At 49.4% G+C, this 20,988-nt stretch carries 13 protein-coding genes; 8 read left to right on the top strand and 5 right to left on the bottom strand.

All coding sequences use genetic code 11. The features are described 5' to 3' along the window. Positions 1 to 29 precede the first annotated feature (29 nt). Positions 30 to 3,143, bottom strand: a complete 3,114-nt coding sequence (putA, locus tag N8M53_RS14475) for a bifunctional proline dehydrogenase/L-glutamate gamma-semialdehyde dehydrogenase PutA (RefSeq protein WP_269580070.1) — start codon at positions 3,141 to 3,143, stop codon at positions 30 to 32. Positions 3,144 to 3,374: 231 nt separating this feature from the next. After that, a complete protein-coding gene (locus tag N8M53_RS14470; RefSeq protein WP_269580069.1) occupies positions 3,375 to 4,151 on the bottom strand; it encodes a helix-turn-helix transcriptional regulator in 777 nt (258 codons plus the stop codon). 583 nt (positions 4,152 to 4,734) lie between these two features. Between N8M53_RS14470 and N8M53_RS14465 the strand changes: the two genes are divergently transcribed. Continuing rightward, on the top strand, positions 4,735 to 6,588 hold the full coding sequence (locus N8M53_RS14465; protein ID WP_269580068.1) for an SUMF1/EgtB/PvdO family nonheme iron enzyme: 1,854 nt from the start codon (positions 4,735 to 4,737) through the stop codon (positions 6,586 to 6,588). A gap of 525 nt (positions 6,589 to 7,113) precedes the next feature. Continuing rightward, positions 7,114 to 7,812 carry a helix-turn-helix transcriptional regulator gene (locus tag N8M53_RS14460; protein ID WP_269580067.1) on the top strand — a complete coding sequence of 233 codons (699 nt, stop codon included), beginning with the start codon at positions 7,114 to 7,116 and terminating at the stop codon, positions 7,810 to 7,812. A gap of 98 nt (positions 7,813 to 7,910) precedes the next feature. Here N8M53_RS14460 and pdxH read toward each other — a convergent pair whose 3' ends face one another. Beyond that, entirely contained in the window at positions 7,911 to 8,549 is a 639-nt protein-coding gene (gene pdxH, locus N8M53_RS14455; RefSeq protein ID WP_269580066.1) for a pyridoxamine 5'-phosphate oxidase, read from the bottom strand. 244 nt (positions 8,550 to 8,793) lie between these two features. Here pdxH and N8M53_RS14450 point away from each other — a divergent pair, with 244 nt between their 5' ends. The 6 genes from N8M53_RS14450 to N8M53_RS14425 are packed head-to-tail and all read left to right on the top strand — an operon-like array spanning position 8,794 to position 16,874. Continuing rightward, positions 8,794 to 10,194, top strand: coding sequence for an HlyD family type I secretion periplasmic adaptor subunit (locus tag N8M53_RS14450; RefSeq protein WP_269580065.1), 1,401 nt, complete (start codon positions 8,794 to 8,796; stop codon positions 10,192 to 10,194). 16 nt (positions 10,195 to 10,210) lie between these two features. Continuing rightward, positions 10,211 to 11,539 (top strand): TolC family outer membrane protein, encoded by a 1,329-nt coding sequence (locus N8M53_RS14445; RefSeq protein WP_269580064.1) that lies wholly within the window; start codon positions 10,211 to 10,213, stop codon positions 11,537 to 11,539. Beyond that, a complete protein-coding gene (locus N8M53_RS14440; protein WP_269580063.1) occupies positions 11,536 to 12,144 on the top strand; it encodes an OmpA family protein in 609 nt (202 codons plus the stop codon). Before N8M53_RS14445 ends, N8M53_RS14440 begins: the two co-directional genes overlap by 4 nt. A gap of 13 nt (positions 12,145 to 12,157) precedes the next feature. After that, complete coding sequence (locus tag N8M53_RS14435; protein ID WP_269580062.1) at positions 12,158 to 12,823, top strand: transglutaminase-like cysteine peptidase; 666 nt, start codon at positions 12,158 to 12,160, stop codon at positions 12,821 to 12,823. A gap of 6 nt (positions 12,824 to 12,829) precedes the next feature. Continuing rightward, positions 12,830 to 14,764, top strand: coding sequence for an EAL domain-containing protein (locus N8M53_RS14430; RefSeq protein WP_269580061.1), 1,935 nt, complete (start codon positions 12,830 to 12,832; stop codon positions 14,762 to 14,764). Further along, a complete protein-coding gene (locus N8M53_RS14425) occupies positions 14,757 to 16,874 on the top strand; it encodes a type I secretion system permease/ATPase (protein ID WP_269580060.1) in 2,118 nt (705 codons plus the stop codon). Before N8M53_RS14430 ends, N8M53_RS14425 begins: the two co-directional genes overlap by 8 nt. Before the next feature lie 22 nt (positions 16,875 to 16,896). On the opposite strand, the gene N8M53_RS14420 is transcribed toward N8M53_RS14425, so the two are convergent. After that, on the bottom strand, positions 16,897 to 18,561 hold the full coding sequence (locus N8M53_RS14420) for a DUF342 domain-containing protein (protein WP_269580059.1): 1,665 nt from the start codon (positions 18,559 to 18,561) through the stop codon (positions 16,897 to 16,899). 363 nt (positions 18,562 to 18,924) lie between these two features. Next, positions 18,925 to 20,952 carry a GNAT family N-acetyltransferase gene (locus N8M53_RS14415; RefSeq protein WP_269580058.1) on the bottom strand — a complete coding sequence of 676 codons (2,028 nt, stop codon included), beginning with the start codon at positions 20,950 to 20,952 and terminating at the stop codon, positions 18,925 to 18,927. Positions 20,953 to 20,988: the final 36 nt, after the last annotated feature.

Genomic DNA, 20,988 nt, shown 5'->3' with positions numbered 1-20,988 from the left:
CGCTTCTCCTGATCTTGATACCAACCGGCTTATTGAACGTTTACTGACGCTTGTGTAAAGCGGTAGAGATAATGTGGTCCGCCCGCTTTCGGGCCGGTGCCTGACAGGCCACGGCCACCAAAAGGCTGAACCCCCACCACCGCACCCACTTGGTCGCGGTTTACATAGCAGTTACCCACGCGCGCTCGGTGCTCAATGTGTGCACACGTGGTTTCATTACGGCTATGCACACCCATTGTCAGGCCGAAACCAGTACGGTTGATATCATCAATCACTTTGTCGAGCTCGTTGGCGCGATAGCGAACAATGTGCAAAATCGGACCAAAGTGTTCTTCGCTCAGCTGGTCAATGCTGCGAATTTCAAAGGCTGTCGGTGGGACAAAGGTGCCTTTATCACACTCAGATGAAAGCGGGACTTGGGTGACCAACTTGCCACTGCGCTTCATTTGTTCAATGTGAGCGAGCAATTTGTCTTTCGCGGTTTGATCAATCACCGGTCCCACATCGGTAGAAAGCCGCTCCGGACGTCCGACAGACAGCTCCGCCATCGCCCCTTTAATCAAGTTAATCACACGATCAGCGATATCTTCTTGAATGTATAGAACACGCAAGGCTGAACAACGCTGCCCCGCCGAGGCAAACGCGGAACGCAACACATCACGCACTACCTGCTCGGGTAAGGCGGTACTGTCTACTAGCATGGCGTTTTGTCCGCCGGTTTCTGCCACCACAGGCACAGGATCAGCGTCACGCTCGGCCAACGTACGTGTGATGCGTTGTGCAGTAGGTGTTGACCCTGTAAATGCCACGCCGGCAATACGGCTGTCTTCGGTTAATGGTGCCCCCACCACAGGGCCGCTGCCCGGAAGCAGTTGGATAACGCCTGTTGGGATCCCGGTTTCAAGTAGCAACTCAATCGCGCGATAAGCGATAATGGAGGTTTGCTCTGCCGGTTTTGCCACCACGGTATTACCGGCCACCAGCGCCGCGCTGACTTGCCCCAAGAAGATAGCTAATGGGAAGTTCCACGGGCTAATACAGGTAAATACACCACGACCTTGGTAGCTCACGGACTGCATCTGGCCATCAAAGCCTGTGTATGAAAGCGGCTCGCCCTGCAACGTTTTGGCCTGCTCGGGGTAGTAGCGCAAGAAATCGACCGCTTCACGCACTTCATCAATGCTGTCGTGAATCGTTTTACCGGCTTCGCGATGACAAATAGCCACCAACTCACCTAAATTCGCTTCAAGTTTATCAGCCAGGTCAAGTAAGTACTTACCACGTTCACTGACCGCTGTTTTCGACCACTCTGGGTAAGCATTCGCGGCAATATCTAGCGCATTGTTGACTTGGTCAGACGTTGCCCAGTCAACTTGGCCGACTGACTCTTCGCGATCATAAGGCGCAGCGATAGGATGCGTGTCACCGGCTAGGCGCTGACCATTGACAATGGGGCCAGCCTGCCACTGATAGGCGCCCATAAAGGGAGCGATGCTTGCGGTGAATGGCTGCCATTCAGAGTCGATATCAGTGGCCACACCTTGAGAGTTCTTACGCGACGCGCCAAAGATATCTAACGGCAGGGGGATACGATCGTTATGCAGTGTTGGGTGAGCGCGCAGTGTATCGACAGGATCGGCGATAAGATCATCAATCGGGCAACGAGCGTCGACCAAGCGGTGAACAAAAGAGCTGTTTGCGCCATTTTCCAATAAGCGACGCACCAAATAAGGGAGCAAGTCTTTGTGGCTGCCCACTGGGGCATAAATGCGCACCTCGGTGTTAAACAACGCTTTTGCATGGTTGTACAGCGCGTCACCCATGCCATGAAGGCGCTGGAACTCAAAGTCTTGATGCGTTGCCATCGAGGCTATCGCGGCGATGGTATGGGCGTTATGACTGGCAAATTGCGGATAAATGAGGCCGCGGACATGCTCGCTCAACAGAAAGCGGGCACAGGCGAGGTATGAGACATCAGTGGCTTCCTTGCGCGTGAATACCGGATAACCATGGTGCCCACCTTGCTGACACAGTTTAATCTCGCTATCCCAGTACGCCCCTTTTACCAAGCGCATGGGGATCACATCACCTTGCTCTTTTGCTAACGCTGCTAACCAGGTAATCACAGGGAGCGCGCGTTTTGAATAGGCTTGCACCACCAGACCAAATTTCCCCCAGCCCTGAACCACAGGGTCGCGATAGAGCTTTTCAAATAAGGCTAGCGAGAGTTCTAGACGATCCGCTTCTTCAGCATCGATGGTGATAGCGACATCTTTTTCACGGGCGCGCTTGAGCAGTACCAGCACAGTATCGAACATTTCGTCCATCATGCGCTCGTAGTTAGCCGCTTCATAGCGCGGATGCAAAGCCGACAACTTAATTGATACTGATGGCGATGGGCCTTGGTAGCTCGATTTAGCATCTCCTACAGACTCAATCGCTTGTAAGTAGTCCGCTAAGTAGGCTTTAGCATCTTCTTGAGTGAGTGCCGCTTCCCCTAACATATCGAATGAGTAGGTAAAGCCGTTATTGCGTGGGCCCTCACCGTTTTTTTGCGCCTCATCAATATCACGGCCAAGCACAAACTGGTGGCCCATGATTTTCATCGCCTGATGCATGGCTTGGCGAATCACCGGCTCGGACATTTTGTTAACAAGACGGTTTATAACAGAGGCCGGTTTCCCTTCGGTACTTTCATCCAAGGTCACCACTTTTCCGGTGAGCATCAGCCCCCACGTTGAGGCATTAACAAACAGGGAATCGGAATGGCGCAAATGGGCTTTCCAGTCTGCAACACTCAGTTTATCGCGGATAAGCGCATCGGCCGTATGCGAATCAGGGATCCGCATCAGCGCTTCAGCCAGGCACATCAACAAAATCCCTTCACGGGTATCTAGGCTGTACTCCAGCAAGAGCGCATCAATCATTTGGACCGCTTTTTTATCCGCCCGCACCTGCTCAATTAACTGCGTGGCTTGACGACGTGTTTGCTCACGCTCACTGTCAGAAGCTTCCGCCAAGGGAATTAACTGTTGAAGCCATAGGCTTTCGTCAACGCAATACAGCGGCGAGATTTCAGACCAGATCTGCGCTAGTGGGCGCTCGATAAACGAGGGCTGCATAGCATCGATGGCTTTAAACATAGTGGTATCCTCACTCACGTCCTCCCAAACTCGGGCAGGAAAAATGTTACGTCATTGTTACTTTGCGATCGATTCTATGCGTGGTCTATCAGTAGGGTCTTACAAAATACACCGGCATTATTGCAAAATCCTCCGATGATTAACAAATAAAGCTGTCGATCGCCATAATGGCATAACAAATGAAGTGCATATTATTGATGCCGGAGACGGCGAAAACACATCCGAGCAAGCTTAACTCGCGCCTTTAAACTTGGCAGGAGAGAGACCAAAATAACGGGAAAACGCATTCGTGAAACCGCTCTGGCTAGAGAAACCGCAACTATCGGCAATTTGTGCCATGGTCAATTCACTTTCTTTAATCAGCTGTTTCGCTAAAGCAAAGCGTTTTTCAAGCACATATTGATGCGGCGTGGTGCCTACCTGCTCTTTAAATAACTGGTGGAATTGGCTTTCAGCCAGAAATACGCTGCCTGCTAGCTGCGCCACCGAGATCTTGCGGCTTATGTGCTGGTGAATATAACGGTCAATGATGTCCATGTTTAAACGATGACCATCACGTCGCGGAGAAACATGATCGCGGAAATGGCGATGTAACACACACATCAGGGTATCCGCACACGCACGGCTAAGCAGTAAATCAGAGGGGTTGGCGATCATCTCTGCTGTCAGCGCCTTGATCAGCGTTTGCGCATGGGTATCGAGTTGAAAATAAGGCTCGCGACTAAACAAACGTGCAATGTTGTCATGCATGGACGCATGCCCCACCCATTCTTGGTATGGAAGGTTAATCACCAGAATTTCATTACGGCCTACGCCGGTAAAGGCATGCTCTTGTGATTCTCCCACCAAACAACCTTGGCCTGGGCCCACCAAGCTACCTCGCCCATCAACATCAAATTCAGTTTGTCCTTGCAGACCAATCACGACCTGCTTGTACTCATGGCTATGGTGAAGCTGTTGCCGAGGTAAGGCGATCACTTCAGAGACTCTGGGTGTTTTCGTCACCATGCTCTCCCTCTCAGTGTGAATTACGGGGTTACCGCCAAACATTCAACTCCCTTTTTCAATATTCTGGCACGCTTATCACCCGTGTGCGACCGGATTCTTGGTTCTTATTCTCAACTTTCCGGAACAATGATCAAGTAGTGTATTTTTTACGGCTTCTGTCATTTTGATGCTAAAAATGCGAAGGATCCCTCATGTATTTCGTACTGATCCGGTTAACAACGGCAGTAACGCGATAAAAAAACCACCTCTTAAATGTTAAAAAAACCTAAAAATCAACATTTTATATTTCATTCGATGAAGATATCACTTACTTGATCATCGTTTCGAGACGATCAAACCGGATCAACACCTTGATCATTCTTCCGTTTTATTGTGCCGTCACGCAATCTTATTTGAAGCAAGCCACCGCTTAAGGTAATCTCGCATAAACATAAAAACCATGAGCACAGTTGCACCGATCACGTCGCAGAATGCTGACTGCCGTCAAATAATTAGCACGGTTTGCGTGGCAACGCGGGTTTCCGTGATAGTCTACTTTTTGGACATAGGTATTATTATTGCGACATGCGTAAGCAAGGGAACTATGACAACGAAATATATAAAAGCGTTATGCTTAGCGCTCCCTCCCCTACTGCTAACCGAGTTGGCGTTCGCTGAAAACGCGTCTTCCGCTGATAATCTCGATCCGGTCAGTGAGTTGGTTGAGAAACTCCGCGATAAAGAAGAAACGTTGGAGACTCGAAACGATGAACTGGCTCTGCAGCAGGCGAAATTGGATGACCTTTTGGTCAAGCGCGCGACGTTAGAAGATGAGCTCAGCAACCTGAAGCGCAAGCGCAGTAATGCTAAAGCAGAGCTGGATGCGAAATTTCAGGATTTAATTGCCGATCCGAGCACAGATATCAGCCCGTATCAGCAGGCCTATCAACAAGCATGGCAGCAGGTGAACAACCACCAGCAAAAACAAGCTGCCAACGAGTCCGCCATTATTGAGCAGAAGAAACGACTGGCGAAACTAGAACGAGAACAAGCGTTATTGGCAACAACCCTTGAGAATTTACATGAAGCCATGCGCGAAGCGCGCGCGGAGCGTCTACGTAAAGAACTCACCCAAAAAGACACTATTGAAGTTGTCCATAGCTTGACCTGTTCGCCCAACATGACATTGTCGGCGTGCGCGAATCAAGGCAAGACGTTGACGATGCAAAAAGCCATTCGTGAATTCCGTGGTCAGGTCACCGACTTTGTCACTGAATCCAGTGCGGTGAAACAAAATATCGATAAAGTCGCATTCAACATTCACGTAACTAATAGTGAAGTGGTGGATGCCGGCTTTACCGGTGGCATGGATTACACCACACGGATCACTGCCGAAATGGTTAGCCGCCCTGATAAAACGGCAGCATGTCGACTGCTTGATCTGGAAGACAGATATTGTGTTGAAACCACCCAAGCGCAGCAGCAAGCCAATCGTAAACAGCAAGCAAAACGCTGGGTGAACGTGACAATACGGTCTAACCGTTACGATGACAGTGTGACCATTAATGATGTGTCATACGGCAGCACGCCTGTAGAGCTCATGCTACCCGTGGGTAACCATGACTTAACAGTCACTAAACCTGGTTTTGTGCCTTATGACCGCGACGTTTACCTCGGTAAAGATCAAGTGGTGTGGGCCAAACTTAAAGAGCAGCCTAATCAGCCGCCAAGCCCAGGTAAAAAGTTCACTGATCCTGTTGCCAATAATCTCGAAGCACCGCAAATGGTGGTGATCGGCGCTGGCGAATACAAAGTAGGGCCAGATGCACGTGAAAATGTCGCCATTCAGCAATCATTTGCGATGGGTGCCACGCCCGTCACGGTGGAGCAGTTTGACGCCTTTGTGACCGCCTCCGGTTATGTTACCGCGGCCGAACAAGGTAACGGCTGCAACATGCTGGTGAATGGCGAGATCAACCAAAGCTTAGAGACAGATTGGCGTCAACCCGGCTTTGATCAAGCCGCTGACTCTCCGGTCGTTTGTGTGAATAAAGATGATGCCGAGGCTTACACCAAGTGGTTAAGCCAGCAAACGGGACAGCACTACGCGCTTCCTAATGACGTTGAATGGGAAGTGGCGGCACGCGGTGGCACTGAAAGCGATTACTGGTGGGGCAATGAAATCGGTGTCGGCAATGCCAATACAGGCTGGAGCGGCACGGTATGGTCAAACGACCGCACCTCGCCAGTTAAAAGCTTTCCGCCTAACCCATTCGGTGTTTATGACACCGCAGGGAATGTTTGGGAGTGGGTGAGCAATGATACCCCTGTCGCGCGTGGCGGTGCGTGGAACTTTTCACCTCAACGATCTCGCGTTTCCGAGCGTTTGGAGTTAGGAGAGAATACCAGCGCTAACTACCTTGGGTTCCGCGTGGTGCGAGATATCAAAACACCTTAATCTCGCCACACTGAGTCTCGTCACCATGGTAGAAAACAAACGCCGCTATTCTTAGCGGCGTTTTTGTGTTGGGTAGTTGGGTACAAGCCATTTTACCTTGATACTTTTGGCCCTAGACACCGACGCAACCAAGACAAGATCAAGCCCGCTCGAGCGAGCGACAATCAACAATCTTTATATTAAGTTGCTTGATTCCATGTCAATAGGTCAAATCCCCCCTACCCAACGTCTAATCTTCTGGATATAGTAGGCCTCGTAAACGTGATTTGTCCCGATGAATACGTTTATAGCAGTTCCTAACACTGTTAGGTGCAGTCAGATACCAGCGTCGTCACTTACCCTCAGGCAGTCGCTTGGTATCTCGACAACCTCTTCTACACGTCGTACAGGATATGTCCTGAAAGGGAAATCTTGTCTTTGCCGGCTTTATGCCGGCTTTTTTTTATGCTCCAATAGCTTGTCCCTTTTTCTATATCTTGATGGGCGCTTGCGTCCAATAATAATAACAATGAATGGGTAAGCAATATGAGTCTCGTTCCCCCTGCTCTGTCTATGCTAGAGCAATTACCTGGCTGCTGGGGCTGCAAAGATACACAGTCGGTGTTTGTCTATGCCAATAGTGAATACTGCCGTCTCATGGGCCTCACACAACCGCAAGACTGCATAGGCAAGACCGACCATGATATGCCCTGCCCAACCACGCGTTGCGCTGATCAATTTCAAGCGCAAGACCAGTATGTGATGAAAACGGGAAAACGACTGCGTGTGCTCGATATTCATCCCTATGCCAATGGCCGTTGGCATGCGCACCTGTTTACCAAAACGCCTTGGTTCAATGAGCAAGGGCATATTTGTGGGGTCATGTTCTGTGGTCAGGAGCTCAGTGATACCGCCATTTTAGAGGTGGGGCATTGGGTGTGCCGTGCAGTCACACACCCTGAACAGGCGTTATCCGATCATCATCATGGTGAAGCTCAGGTGCACCTGACGTCACGAGAGCGGGAGGTACTTTTTCTTCATCTGCATGGCAAGAAACCGCAATTGATCGCGCAGACATTGTCAGTCTCCGTCAAAACCATCGAGAACCACTTTGCGCATTTACGCGAAAAGTTCGATGTCGACTCCAAAGCTGGTTTGTTAGAGCATGCGCTCGCACAAGGATTTGGCTCCGCGATTCCAGAAAGCTTATTAACTCAACAATTATCTGTCGTGCTGCGAGATTAACCAGACAGCTATCAACCCAACGGTTAGCCACCTCGCCGTCAATTCTACTTGATGAGGGCCAGAGACGGCCCTCGTCGTTATCATCAAGGTGGCGTCGACTATGGCGCTAAACGCTCAATCGCCCAATTGTCATCGTCTTGGCGCTGATATAAGAAACGATCGTGTAGGCGGTGCTCGCCGCCTTGCCAAAACTCAATGCTTTGGGGCTTGATTCGATAACCGCCCCAGAATGTAGGGACAGGCACTTCTCCTTTCTCGAACTGCTTTTTCAGCTCCAAAAACTTGCCCTCTAACGCTGAGCGGGCTGATAAACGTTCACTTTGTTTGCTCGCCCATGCCGCGATCTGGCTTTCTTTAGGGCGAGAAGTGAAATACTTAAACACCTCTTTTTTACTCAGAGGCTCCGCCTCACCCATGATATGAACTTGCCGCTCGATAAAGTGCCAAGGAAAGTGCAAACTAATCTTGCTGTTTTTTTTCAAATGTAGCGCTTTGCGACTCCCCAAGTTGGTGTAAAAAACAAACCCCTCTTGATTAAAGTCTTTAAGCAAAACGATGCGCTGAAAAGGTTGCCCATCTTCATCGACCGTGGCGACAGTCATTGCGGTTGGATCAGGCACTTGGGTATCAATGGCTTGTTGTAACCACTGGCCAAATAAATCCATGGGTGCATCGGGTAAATCGTCACGACGTAATCCCCCTTGGGTATATTCTCTTCGAATATCTGACAACTCCATTGCTTTCTCCAATTCGTTTATTTTCAGCTATTTTGCGCAGGTACCTATCGATACACAAGTGCAATTTATTACCGTGGCAACAGAAACTGGGATCAATGACCTCGACGCTTTTCATTTCTCAGGCCTGTCAACGTGAGCCGCCTGCTTGGTCATCGCGCAGCCTCACTCGGAGAATGAGAAAGTCTGCAAAAAATCAGCACCATAGGCTAAGCTTGAAAGACGTGAAACACCCGATGGGGGTCAGATGGCGATACGTGATAAATCTCGCGCGAGCTTGCCCCGAGATGAGCACCTCGACTACATCGATGACAAGACGGCCGCACTTTTACTCAACACGCCGAAAAGTGCGCGAGTTTTGCTATGGACTATCGTGCTATTTTTGGTTGTCGCCACGGCTTGGGCATCACAAGCACAGCTCGATAAAGTGACCGTCGGGCAAGGAAAAGTGATCCCCTCTTCACAGCTTCAAGTTGTGCAAAACCTTGAGGGGGGCTTGGTCAAAGCACTCTTAGTCCAAGAAGGCGACAAGGTGAAGAAAGGGCAACGGCTTATCCTCATTGACGATACCCTCTTTCGGGCCAACTTCCGAGAAAGAGAACAAGAGTTGCTTGGTCTACGCGCAGATAAGTTGCGCCTGCAAGCCTTGCTCGCCGCTATTCGTGTCGATGAAACCGTGCCTTTTGATCAATGGCGAGAAAGCATCGTACTTGAGCGCCAACCGCTCTCGTTTCCGGACGTCTTTAGCACGACACGCCCAGGCTTGATCAAACAGACACAAGCACGATATCAAGAGCAGCTTTCTAATATTCAAAATCAGCTTTACGTAACCGCGCAAAAGATCCGGCAAAAGGAGCAAGAGCTTGTCGAATTGGAGTCTCGAATCGCGAATCTCGAACAAAGCCAAGCCTTCGCGCAAGAGGAGCTCGACATCACACGCCCACTTGCCGATGAAGGCGTTGTCCCCAAAATCGACTTGCTCAAGCTCCAGCGCCAATTAAATGATACTCAGCGTGAATTATCCTCTGCGCAGCTTTCTCTTCCTTCTGTGGTCTCCTCATTGCGTGAGGCCGTTTTCCAACGTATCGATGTTGCATTGACGTTTCGCACCGACCAACAAGAACGACTTAACCAAGTAGAGAAACAAATTGCCGCGATGTCTGAGGGGCGTGTTGGATTACAGGATAAGGTCTCACGCACCGTGGTGACCTCGCCTGTCAATGGAACGGTTAAAAAGCTGCACGTCAACACAGTAGGCGGGGTCATTCAACCTGGAATGGACATTGTAGAGATCGTACCGTCCGAGGATAACCTCTTGATTAAAGCGAAAATTGCCCCACAAGATATTGCTTTTTTACGTCCAGGGCTTAGTGCAGTGGTCAAATTCAGCGCCTACGATTTTACTGTCTATGGCGGGCTGGATGGCAGGCTTGAAACCATCAGTGCAGATACCATCGAAGACGAAGAGGGGAACAGTTTTTATCTCGCCAAAATACGTGCCGAAAAGGACAGCTTGGGCACAGAAAAAAGCTTACCCATTATTCCAGGCATGACAGCCTCCGTCGACATTATCACGGGTAAACGCACGGTTTTGGATTATTTACTCAATCCCATTACGCGCGCGCAAAAGACCGCATTGCGCGAATAAAGAGGCAACAGGCTTTATGGCTTACCACTTTCCTTGGCAACCATCTTGGTTCGTCGCCCTAACAATTGGCGTGATCGCGCCAGCTCATAGCCAGTCACTAGAGCAAGCCGTTGTGACAACGCTTGCCACGGATCCTGAGTTGCGTGGCGCATTTCATCAGCTGCAAAGCCTCCATGAGAGAACAAAGGCGAGTGAGGGAGACTATCTACCTGACATTGATTTGAATGCGGGGATCGGTTACGAACGCATCGATAATGATACAACACAAGCGCAAGATGACCTCGATTTTGCCAGAAAAGATGCCACCCTTAACCTTCGGCAATTAGTGTGGGATGGACAAACACACAACAACATTGATCGTAATCGGTATGAGACTGAAAGCCAACGCTTTCAACTGCGTTCAGATGCCTCCGATAAAGCGCTACAAGTCGCAGAGGTGTATCTTGAGATACTTCAAGCCCAGCAGGTGCTGGATCTCTCTAGCGCGAACATGACAGTACATGAAGACATTCTGTCGGATATTCGTCGCCGAGCAGATACGGGGATAGGCTCAACGGCGGATCTTTCCCAAGTCCAAGCGCGCGTTGCTCGGGCCCGAGCCAACCTCTTGTCAGCTGAAACTAACCTAGAAGATGCCTTTACCGCATTTTTTCGCGTAGTTGGCGAGCCTGCGAACAACCCTGTCCAACCCGTTATTGATGATGCTCGCCTCCCAAGCTCACTGGATAGCGCCCTTGAACAAGCCGTCAAACGCAACCCGCTACTCAAACTGGCGCGCTACGATATTGAAGCGGCAAAATCGCAGTATCAACAATTTAAAGGAGCTCACCACCCAAACATCAGTGTAGAAGTCAGCCAAACTTGGGCGGATGAAGTCAGCGGCGTGGATGATTTTAGTGATGAATTTAGCGCCATGCTACGCGTGCGTTATCAGCTATTTAATGGCGGTAGCGATCAAGCCGATATCCGACGAGGCGCCTATGAGTTGAATCGAGCCAAAGATATTTTTGATAACGCCTATCGACAATTAGAAGAAAGCACCCGGTTAGCTTGGAGTGCGTTCCAGCTCACCGAGCAACAAAAAGACCTTTTGCAGCAGCAAGTTGATGCCGCCTCGGATACAGTGCAAGCGTATGAAAAACAATTTAGAATTGGGCGACGAACGCTGCTCGACCTGCTTAATACTGAAAACGAACTACTTGAGGCGAGACGCGCTTACCTAGACGCAAACTATGATCATTTACTTGCACAGTATCGTTTACTCAACAATACCGGTCACTTATTGGAAGCCTTGAGAGTCTCCTTACCTAAACAGTGGCAAGGAACAGAAGGAGAAACGGAATGAGAGCATTAGGATTGAGCCTGATTCTTGTACTCGTCACCGGATGTACGGTGGCAATCTCTCCACCCCCTACGGCCAAGCAAAATCATGACGTGACCGACAGCGATCAAGATGGCGTGATCAACGCCCGTGATAGATGCACCAAGACACCACGTGGCGCCGTCGTTGATAATCAAGGCTGTCCCAATTACATTCAACCTACCACCGAACGCCAGTCACCCACCGCATCAGCACGACAAATCGATGTGTACTTTGCCCTCGATACCGCAAAAGTGACAACGAGCGCTATAACCGATATCGACGCTATGGCAGACTTTCTGATGGATTACCCTGACACCAAGCTCCGTTTAACCGGTCACGCCAGTGCGGACGGTTCGATATCCTACAATCACGCGCTCTCTTATCGTCGAGCAATGACCGTCAAGCGTGCGCTTATCGATCGTGGCATTACACCGCAACGTATCGACGTGGTTGCCAAAGGAGAGATGGATGCGAGGCATGGTAGTGACCCGGCCGATAAGTATCGGCGAGTCAGTGGTGAAGTATTAAATTTTAAAGGGGATGTCGAGAAAGCATGGACCATCTTCACGCGTCGACCTCAGACTTAAAGCGAAAACATTTATGAAGCAATGGCATATTGCCGGGTTATGTTTGTTGCTCTCTCTCAGCGCGATGAGCCTGACCACCAAGGAGTCACGCTGGGTGGGACAAGTGTCGAGTTTTTATGGTGAACGCGCGGGAAAGCGTGTCACGGCATGGCGCAACATGGTGGAAAATACACAAGGCGTATCAGAGCAAGAGAAGCTGCGCAAGGTGAACGATTTTTTTAATCAGCTGTACTTTGTCGATGATATTGACCTATGGGGCAAAAAAGACTATTGGGCAACGCCCTTAGAGTTTCTTGGCGCAGCGGGCGGTGACTGTGAAGACTTTAGTATCGCAAAATACTTTTCGCTTCGGGAGTTAGGCATTGATGATAAAAAGCTGCGACTGGTGTACGTAAAAGCAATCCGTCTCGACCAATTTCATATGGTCGTTGCGTATTACCCAACGCCATCATCCGAGCCGGTGCTACTCGATAACTTAGACCCAGCAATTAAACGTGCGTCGTTACGACGCGATCTGCTTCCTATATATAGCTTTAATGGTAGCCGACTATGGTTAATGAAAGAGCGCGGCCAAGGCGAGCTTGCAGGCAACGCTTCCCGGCTTGGCCTTTGGAACGATTTACGTAGTCGTATCGACACCTTAAAGATGCAAAAACCGATTAGACAATTTGATAGGTAAACACCGATGACGTTATTCAATCAAATATTCTCGTGGATGCTAGTGATTTTCTTCTGCATAGTGCTGGCCGTCTTCGGTATCGAGCTGAATACCACACGCAACTTTTTACTCAATCAGCAAACCTCTGATGTCAACAACACGGTCAATTCGATGGGGCTCGCCTTGGCACCCTATTTAGAGTCGGATGATAAAGTCGCCGCCGAGTCAGTGATCAATGCGTTTTTTGATGGCGGCTTTTACCGAGAGGTTAATTTGACGTTGCTGTCAGATAACAGTGAGATTATTCGCGAGTACCCTGTACAAATTCAGGGTGTTCCTCAGTGGTTTATCGATCTCGATATTTTTCCTGTGATCACAGAAAAACAAACCATCACCAGTGGTTGGATGCAACTTGCCGAAGTCGAAGTGGTCGCTCATCCAGGTTATGCGTATAAGCAATTATGGAAGTCATTTGTTCAGTTAGGAACAATTATGGCGATCATCTTTTTGGTTGCGTCCGTGATCATTGGCTGGCAATTACAGCGCTCCCTGAGACCGCTTGCACGAATTACTGCTAAAGCGGGCGAAATCGCCAAAAACAAATTTGGTGATCCCATTCCGCTTCCTCCCACGACAGAGCTTAAGACCGTGGTCAATGCCATTAATGTCATGACCGATCAGCTCAAAAACTACTTTGAACAGCAAGCTAAAGAAGCCGATCGGCTACGTAAAACCGCCTATCGAGATGCGGTATCTGGCTTGGGCAACCGCAGCTTCTATGTCGGCCAGCTTAAATCTTGGTTAACCGAATCTGGTGTTGGCGGTATGGCCTTAATCAAAGTGGATCTCATCGGGGAGGCCTATAAAAACCAAGGCTTTGAAACTGGGGATCGCATTGTTGAGCAATTTGCTAATAATCTTACTACCACGATTATTAGCGACGACAGCATGACCGCTGCGCGTTTGAGCAAAGATGAATTTGTGATCCTCGCCCCTAACTCAGACCCTAATGACTTACGCTTGCTCGGCGAGAGTGTGCTAGCCATGGTCGTGGACATGCAAGCGGATCCGACCGGTCTCACCCCGCCTAAGGTAGCGGTTGGGTTAGCCATCAATGGTGGTGGGAACCAGGATGCCAGCGTGCTGCTGTCACAAGCAGATAATGCCTTATCACAAGCACGCAATACGCCGGAGCACCCTGTCGTACTGATTGATCAATCTATCGGTGACGCTGCAATGGGTAAACAGCAATGGAAAGCACTGCTGCATGAAGCCGTGGCCAAAGACCTATTTGTGTTCAAATACCAACCCGCCACAGACAGCGAATCAAACCGACTGCATCAAGAGGTCTTTTCCGCGATAGAAAAAGACGAGCACTATTATGGCGCTGGGCACTTTTTAGGGGCTGTAGAGCAGCTCCAACTGGGTGAAACCCTCGATAAATATGTCATTAGTCACGTGCTCAAAACCTTGTCTCAAGACGCTAGTGTCGGGCCATTGGCGGTTAATCTCACCTTAAGTAGTGTGACTGATGCGTCATTTATTCGTTGGTTGGGTACAACCCTATACCAGCATCGCAAACTGGCCGGCCAACTGTTATTTGAGATCCCAGAAGTCGCGTTTGTCCGTCACGCTGACCACACTGGCTTGTTGACCGATCAAATCCGTCAAGCAGGCTTCCAGTTTGGGGTCGATAATTATGGTCGTAACTTCCAGTCTTTGGATTACTTACAACGCTTTAAGCCCGATTACGTAAAAATAGACTTTGCCTATACCAGTCATATAGAAGACGAGGCCCAAGGGCATGTTTTGGCATCGATTTGTCGCACTGCGCATAACTTAAACATCACCACTATCGCGACGCGTGTGGAAACAGACGCACAGCTTGCCCGCCTTTCCGAGCTGTTCGTCAATGGTTTCCAAGGCTATATCTTCAATAATACTCAGGACAGCCATGGTTAAAGATCCGCTCCTGCAATCATTGATTTATGTATCGCGTTACTTCGGTAACGCGAACTCCCCCGATGCTCTTGTGTCTGGGCTCCCCGTCTCCGACGGCTACCTCTCACCTTTTTTGCTTCCCCGCGCGGCTGAGCGAGCGGGGATTGTTGCGAAAGAAGAAACGATGCCGCTCGAACGCCTCTCTTCGCTGCTCTGCCCAGCCATTTTGCTCATGAAAGATAGCGATGCGTGCGTGGTATTAGAAGTAGACTCACAACAGGGTCGTGCGGAAATTGTTCTGCCTCATGCAGACATGACACCTCGATGGGTGATGCTTGATGATCTTGACGACGCGTATCTGGGGCGACTTTTTTTGTTGAAAAAGCAATATCGCTTTGATGAACGCGCGCCAAAAGCACAAGTGAAGGATGAGAGCCACTGGTTTTGGGGCACACTTTGGCAATCACGTCATATTTACCGGGATGTCTTAATCGCCTCACTTTTTATCAATGTCTTTGCGATTAGTGTGCCACTATTTTCTCGCCTCGTTTACGACAAAATCGTGCCTAATTTAGCCTTCGACTCACTGTGGGTGCTAGCAAGTGGGATTTTGGTCATTTTTATCTTCGACTTACTCCTGAAACTGCTGCGCAGTTACTTTATTGATATTGCAGGTAAGAAAACGGATTTGCTTATTTCGTCGCGCATCTATGCCAAAGTCATAGGGATAAGAATGGACGCCAAACCGCCTTCAGTGGGGGCATTTGCTCGGCATATGCAAGAATTTGAATCCATCCGCGAATTTTTTACCTCTGCGTCGATATCCACTCTCATTGACCTCCCTTTTGCCATTATCTTCTTGCTTGTCATTTGGTTTGTTGCCGGTCCTTTGGTGATCGTGCCTATCCTTGCGGTCACTTTGTTGATCATCCATGCATGGCTCATTCAAAAGCCCCTGAGGCGCACGATTGAGGAAGGGACACGTCTTTCTTCACAAAAGAACGCCAACCTCATAGAAAGCCTGTCAGGGCTTGAGACGATTAAAATATTCGGGGCAGAGAGTCAGTTTCAGTATCGCTGGGAAGAAGCGGTTGCCCATATGGCAAACTGGAGCATCAAAACACGTCGTCTCACAGACTCTGTCCATAACTCGGCCAGTTTTATTCAACAGTTTGTCATCGTCAGTATGATTGTATTTGGTGTCTACCAAATAGCCGCGGGCGAACTGACCATGGGGGGATTGATTGCGGCAAGTATGCTGAGCTCAAGAGCAGTCGCGCCCTTGGTTCAGCTGTCTTTGTTATCGACGCGCTATCACCAAGCAAAATCAGCACTCGATATCATTGACCAACTGATGGCACTGCCCACGGAACAAACCGAAGGTCAGCGTTATATCCACCGCCCGATGCTGCGTGGCAAAATCGAGTTCGATAAAGTTGATTTTCATTACCCCGACACCACTGCCCTCGCCTTGCGCCAAGTGTCCTTTCGGATTTATCCCGGAGAAAAAGTTGGTATTATTGGCCGAATTGGTTCAGGAAAAACAACGCTTGCCCGACTAATCGTCGGCCTTTATTCTCCAGTTCAAGGCTCGGTTGCCATCGATGATACCGAGATATCACAGCTTCATTATATCGACGTGCGTCGCAATATTGGGTTTGTCCCTCAAGAACCGACACTATTCTTTGGCTCAATCAGAGACAATATGACCCTAGGCCAGCCACTTGCCGATGATATCGATATTATGGACGCAGCTGCCCGATCCGGCGTATTAAGTTTCACCCAGTACCATGCCTCTGGACTCGAAAGACAGGTTGGAGAAGGCGGTGCCTTATTATCAGGGGGACAGCGGCAAGCCGTTGCAATTGCTCGCGCCTTTTTAGGCCGCCCACCTGTGATTTTACTCGACGAACCAACCAGTCAGATGGATAACCGTACAGAGCAGTTCATTAAGACCCAGCTAAAAGATTTACGCAAAGAGGAGACACTCATTCTCAGTACCCACAAAACCAGCATGCTGGATGTGGTTGACCGTCTTATCGTGATGGAAGAAGGATGTGTCGTCGCAGATGGACCGAAAAAGGCGGTGCTTCAAGCGCTAAAAGAAGGGAAAATCCGTAAGGTTAGCTAACAGTTTACACTGTAAACCAGCATTAGCCATTAGCTTGATACGGCTTTAATTCAATCGCGGCATTATCATAAAACAAATGTGATGGGCCGTGCTCTGAGTGAACCAGGTGCTTTTCTTCGCCAATAGTGCAATGGACTCGACTCAGTAGCGACTTAGTCGCAATGATGCTGGCCGTCTGGTATCCGCTTTCTATTGCTGCATCTGTTTCTTCCACCAAGGCTTCTATTTCACTTAACGCGGTAGAAAGGTGCTCGCGTGTCGAGCTTATTCTCTCCACCATGGCCGCATCGCGCTTCTCTTCTGGAACCGCTTCAAGTTTTTTCTCTGCCGCCTGGATCTTATCCAATTGGGCACTTTTCTCTTCCCAGCTCTTGTTTAAATTGACGAGTTCCCGTTTAAGTATCGGCAGACGCGGAAAGCAATGTATATACGTATGCGCTCCTGCGCTAGCACCGATAATCACCGCCTGTACTTTTTCGCCAACTTCATGTTTACCGCCCGCCAATGTGCCTTTGCGCTTGGTGGCATCACTGATGACGATTGACTGTCCCACATGGGTTTTGCAATGCATAGCATGCAAGGTGAGTTCTAGGTTTTGATTGGCACAGAGCGTGGCATATTGCGCAAACTTAGCAACGATATTGCCCTCCGCAACCAAGGTGCAATTGATGTCAGAGTCTGCTGCGACTTGTCGACCAATGATCCCATTTTGGACAATAATGTCTGCGCCGGCGGTGATGGTCGCCGATTCCACCACACCGCCGACCGTGACCGTTCCCGATGCTGTGACCTTCATACCCACTTCAACATCACCTTTAATCACCACACTGCCTTCAAAGTTGACATGCCCCGTGCCGACATCAACCGCATCTAAGCTCAATGCATCATCGACAGCCACGCCGTCTTTTTGTAGCCGTGGGATCCCCGCCATGGTCGCCACCAAAATATTAGGGTCTTTATTACTCAACTCACTGCCTGGGTGAGCGGTCAGTGTCATTGGCTTACCGGCAGATGTCGATAAAACCGACCCAGTCACAGTGAAGCCCTCATAACCCGATGTCTCAGGGATCAGTTTAGCTAAAGGCTGTCCTTGCTTAACCATCACCATTTCACCCAAATCGCGCATGTCAACGGTTCCATCTTCACGCTGTTTGGGACGCCTAACACGCTCAGCGGGATCTTCAATAAGATAGACAAGGTGGGCATCTTCGCCCGCAATAGGCTGTCGACCGAATGCGACGGGGACATCAAGGTATTCACCAGGTTTGAGCTTTCCTGATGCGGAGAGAAGTTTTTGTAGGGTCGGCTTTTTTATCCCTCGAACAATATTGGCCTCACGCAACGTAGAGAGAATGTCATCGGCTTTCAACCCACGTCCACCACACGCGCCGTTAACGACCAAATAGGCAGTCATTTTATCATCAGCGATACGCGATTCGATGGTTGCATCGCGGCGTTCAGCAATAATGAAGTCTTCCGGCTCAGCGTCATCCGGTGAGGAATTTAACTTGGTTAATGCTGACTCTATCGTATCATCAAAACAAAAAAAGCCTTCGACTTGGTTGCTCACCAACCAGTCCTTAATTTGTTTTTTCTCTATCGGTTGGCCATTTGTATGCTCGACTTTCCCTGCCGATAAATATACACGCTGACCATCCTGAGAGACGCGGAGGATATCGTCTAGCATCTCGCTTCCTGCCTATCTGTTCCTTGTGGCGGCTTTATTAGCCAGGTAAACCACTTGGCAATGCGCTTGTTCCATCATCTTGTGGAACCTTGCACTCGACTGTCGTCACTGCTTAGATTAGCCCAGATCCTATGCAAGTGCGCGCAATTGTCTCATTTATAATAAATTATACAGGTTTATCTCGCATGGGAGCAGGATCACTGATAAAAACGTGACCAGGATAGGATTAAATCATTGGCCCTCTGCACGACCACCATAGTGAGGCTAGTAGAACAATTTACAGTGTAAATAAGCGTAACAAGCGACAGGGTTTACACTGTAAACCAAGTCACTGGCACGTGTTCAGTTTACAGTGTAAATAGATCATGTCGTCATGTGCGTTTGAACATAATCTCTTATCCGAGATTCCGCGTCTCTCTTTCCTGCCAGTCGATACCTAGTGCAAACAATAGACCAAGGTAATCCTAATAAAATGCGGCTAACCAAAATGGGTAATGTGGCATTTTCACCCTGTTCCCCATAATGACCGATATGATGATATAACCAAGCCTGTAGACTCGAGAGTGCGGCATCAACCCCCACTCCACCGGCGACAAAACCATCGAGTTGTTGTCTTACTTCTTCCGATAGCGGTGCAGTTGGTAACCCTGAAATGATAGACGCAGCAATATCAGTTTCCATCCGTTGGTGGCTAGTGAGCATCTGAATGGGAAGGTTTTGCCTAAATAAGCACAACGCCTGATCACACCATCTCAAGGGCTGTATAGGTTTAAGCATTTGCAGCGAATAACAACCACTGGCTTGATCACGTTTTAATCCCAGCTTAACCGGCTTAAATCCTTGCTTAAACCAAAACGGAGTCAGCGATGCGGTTGCACCAAAGCTAACACCTATCCCAACCACTGAGGATTCAGCGGCGTGCTTATTCACGGCAGCTAGCAACCGTTGACCGACACCTTGCTGTCGATAAGGTTCGGCCACAGCAATGCGTTGCACTCGCCAAAGACGATCATGCAAGACCTCAACGCTCCCCAAATGCGCAGCGACAGATTGGCTAAAAAGATGACCTTTTACCCGGCGTTGTCCTGCGACCACCGCGTGGCAAGTTTGCCAATCAAGTCCTCCCTCTTGACTCACCACACACGCAGCAACCAATTTATTATTGAGCCAGCCGGCAAAGATTAAAACCGCATCATCATCCAGAAGACGGGCTAAGTCATTAGGGGATGTCTGATAGTGGGCCGCGATCAGTAAGGTGAATAGCTGCCGTAAACACGCCTCGTCTCGATGCAACTGATGACGGCTAAGCGGTGCAATCACTATATCGTTAACCCACTCTGTCTCAAGCATATCGGCCTGATCGATCGCTAAGCCGTCATCACAATTAAGTAAAAAGATAGCGTTCAAGGTTCGCTCAACCGGATCATCGTCAGCCCATCGCATGGGCGCCGTGAGCTTTAATGTGCGCCATTGCGGCTGCTCAACATCCAACATTTGCTTGAGTCGGAGAGTAAAAGCACGTCCTGTCCCTTCATAACCATGTTCCGTCGTTGCAATCGCGACGCGACTGTATTGATTAAGCCATTGGCTTATTATCGGCAGTGGGATCGCAGCCGCTTCATCGACCAATAACAAATCTGCCGCTGGCGCGTCTTGTAGCAGTGCATCAGGGGCAATAAAGCGTACCTGGCTTCCTTGATAGTCGATATTTTGCCCCGCCTCATCGACCTTAAGTGTGGCTTTTAAATGATGAAAAAGCGTTGCTGCATGGGCAGGGGAAGGCGATGACACAATGATGCGTCTTGGCTTATTCATCATCAAGTTAGCCGCAGCTATCCCTAGCGCAGCGGATTTACCCCGACCACGATCAGCGGTTAGCAGCAGAGGACGACGCCGATGTCCAGTCACGACTTTTTCCACGGCTGCAATCGCATCTTCCTGAGTCACTGAATGCGTTTGATGTTTCGCTGGACGTTGCTGAGGTAAACGATGCAGCCAATGACAATTAAATGCGACGCTATCGTCTTCACTTAAACACCGAAGAAGGCGTTGCACGGATGGGGGAATATCATCATCGAGGGCGGCGATCCGGAGCACAATTAACGCACCCGCACGGCAGCAACCAGCAATGGCACAAAAGGCTTCGGCATTGAATTGCGCGTTCACCTCTACCACTAAATGACCACATTCTTGTCCTAACTTTTGATGTGCTTGGCGCCAACTCAAACCATGCTCAGTGCTTCCCACAATCAATGGGGGTTGTGTCTCATCAAATCCAGCAAGTACAGTCGCTAAATCCTGATCAACACAAACCAGTTGGCGGTGGGATTGATGCACAGCACGTAAGATAAGCGGCTCAAAAAAGTCTTTCAAAGTGGGTAAGGTCATCATGTTTCCATAAGGCTTTTTACCAAGCGGATAGGGGAT

The sequence above is a fragment of the Salinivibrio kushneri genome (assembly GCF_027286325.1).
GTDB classification, from domain to species: Bacteria; Pseudomonadota; Gammaproteobacteria; order Enterobacterales; family Vibrionaceae; genus Salinivibrio; species Salinivibrio kushneri_A.
Note: the sequence above shows the minus strand (reverse complement) of the source record. Positions and strands in the feature narration are given on the sequence as shown.

Coding starts and splice junctions, on each gene's coding strand:
- putA (WP_269580070.1), bottom strand. CDS start 3,143: ATGTTTAAAGCCATCGATGCTATGCAGCCCTCGTTTATCGAGCGCCCA.
- N8M53_RS14470 (WP_269580069.1), bottom strand. CDS start 4,151: ATGGTGACGAAAACACCCAGAGTCTCTGAAGTGATCGCCTTACCTCGG.
- N8M53_RS14465 (WP_269580068.1), top strand. CDS start 4,735: ATGACAACGAAATATATAAAAGCGTTATGCTTAGCGCTCCCTCCCCTA.
- N8M53_RS14460 (WP_269580067.1), top strand. CDS start 7,114: ATGAGTCTCGTTCCCCCTGCTCTGTCTATGCTAGAGCAATTACCTGGC.
- pdxH (WP_269580066.1), bottom strand. CDS start 8,549: ATGGAGTTGTCAGATATTCGAAGAGAATATACCCAAGGGGGATTACGT.
- N8M53_RS14450 (WP_269580065.1), top strand. CDS start 8,794: ATGGCGATACGTGATAAATCTCGCGCGAGCTTGCCCCGAGATGAGCAC.
- N8M53_RS14445 (WP_269580064.1), top strand. CDS start 10,211: ATGGCTTACCACTTTCCTTGGCAACCATCTTGGTTCGTCGCCCTAACA.
- N8M53_RS14440 (WP_269580063.1), top strand. CDS start 11,536: ATGAGAGCATTAGGATTGAGCCTGATTCTTGTACTCGTCACCGGATGT.
- N8M53_RS14435 (WP_269580062.1), top strand. CDS start 12,158: ATGAAGCAATGGCATATTGCCGGGTTATGTTTGTTGCTCTCTCTCAGC.
- N8M53_RS14430 (WP_269580061.1), top strand. CDS start 12,830: ATGACGTTATTCAATCAAATATTCTCGTGGATGCTAGTGATTTTCTTC.
- N8M53_RS14425 (WP_269580060.1), top strand. CDS start 14,757: ATGGTTAAAGATCCGCTCCTGCAATCATTGATTTATGTATCGCGTTAC.
- N8M53_RS14420 (WP_269580059.1), bottom strand. CDS start 18,561: ATGCTAGACGATATCCTCCGCGTCTCTCAGGATGGTCAGCGTGTATAT.
- N8M53_RS14415 (WP_269580058.1), bottom strand. CDS start 20,952: ATGATGACCTTACCCACTTTGAAAGACTTTTTTGAGCCGCTTATCTTA.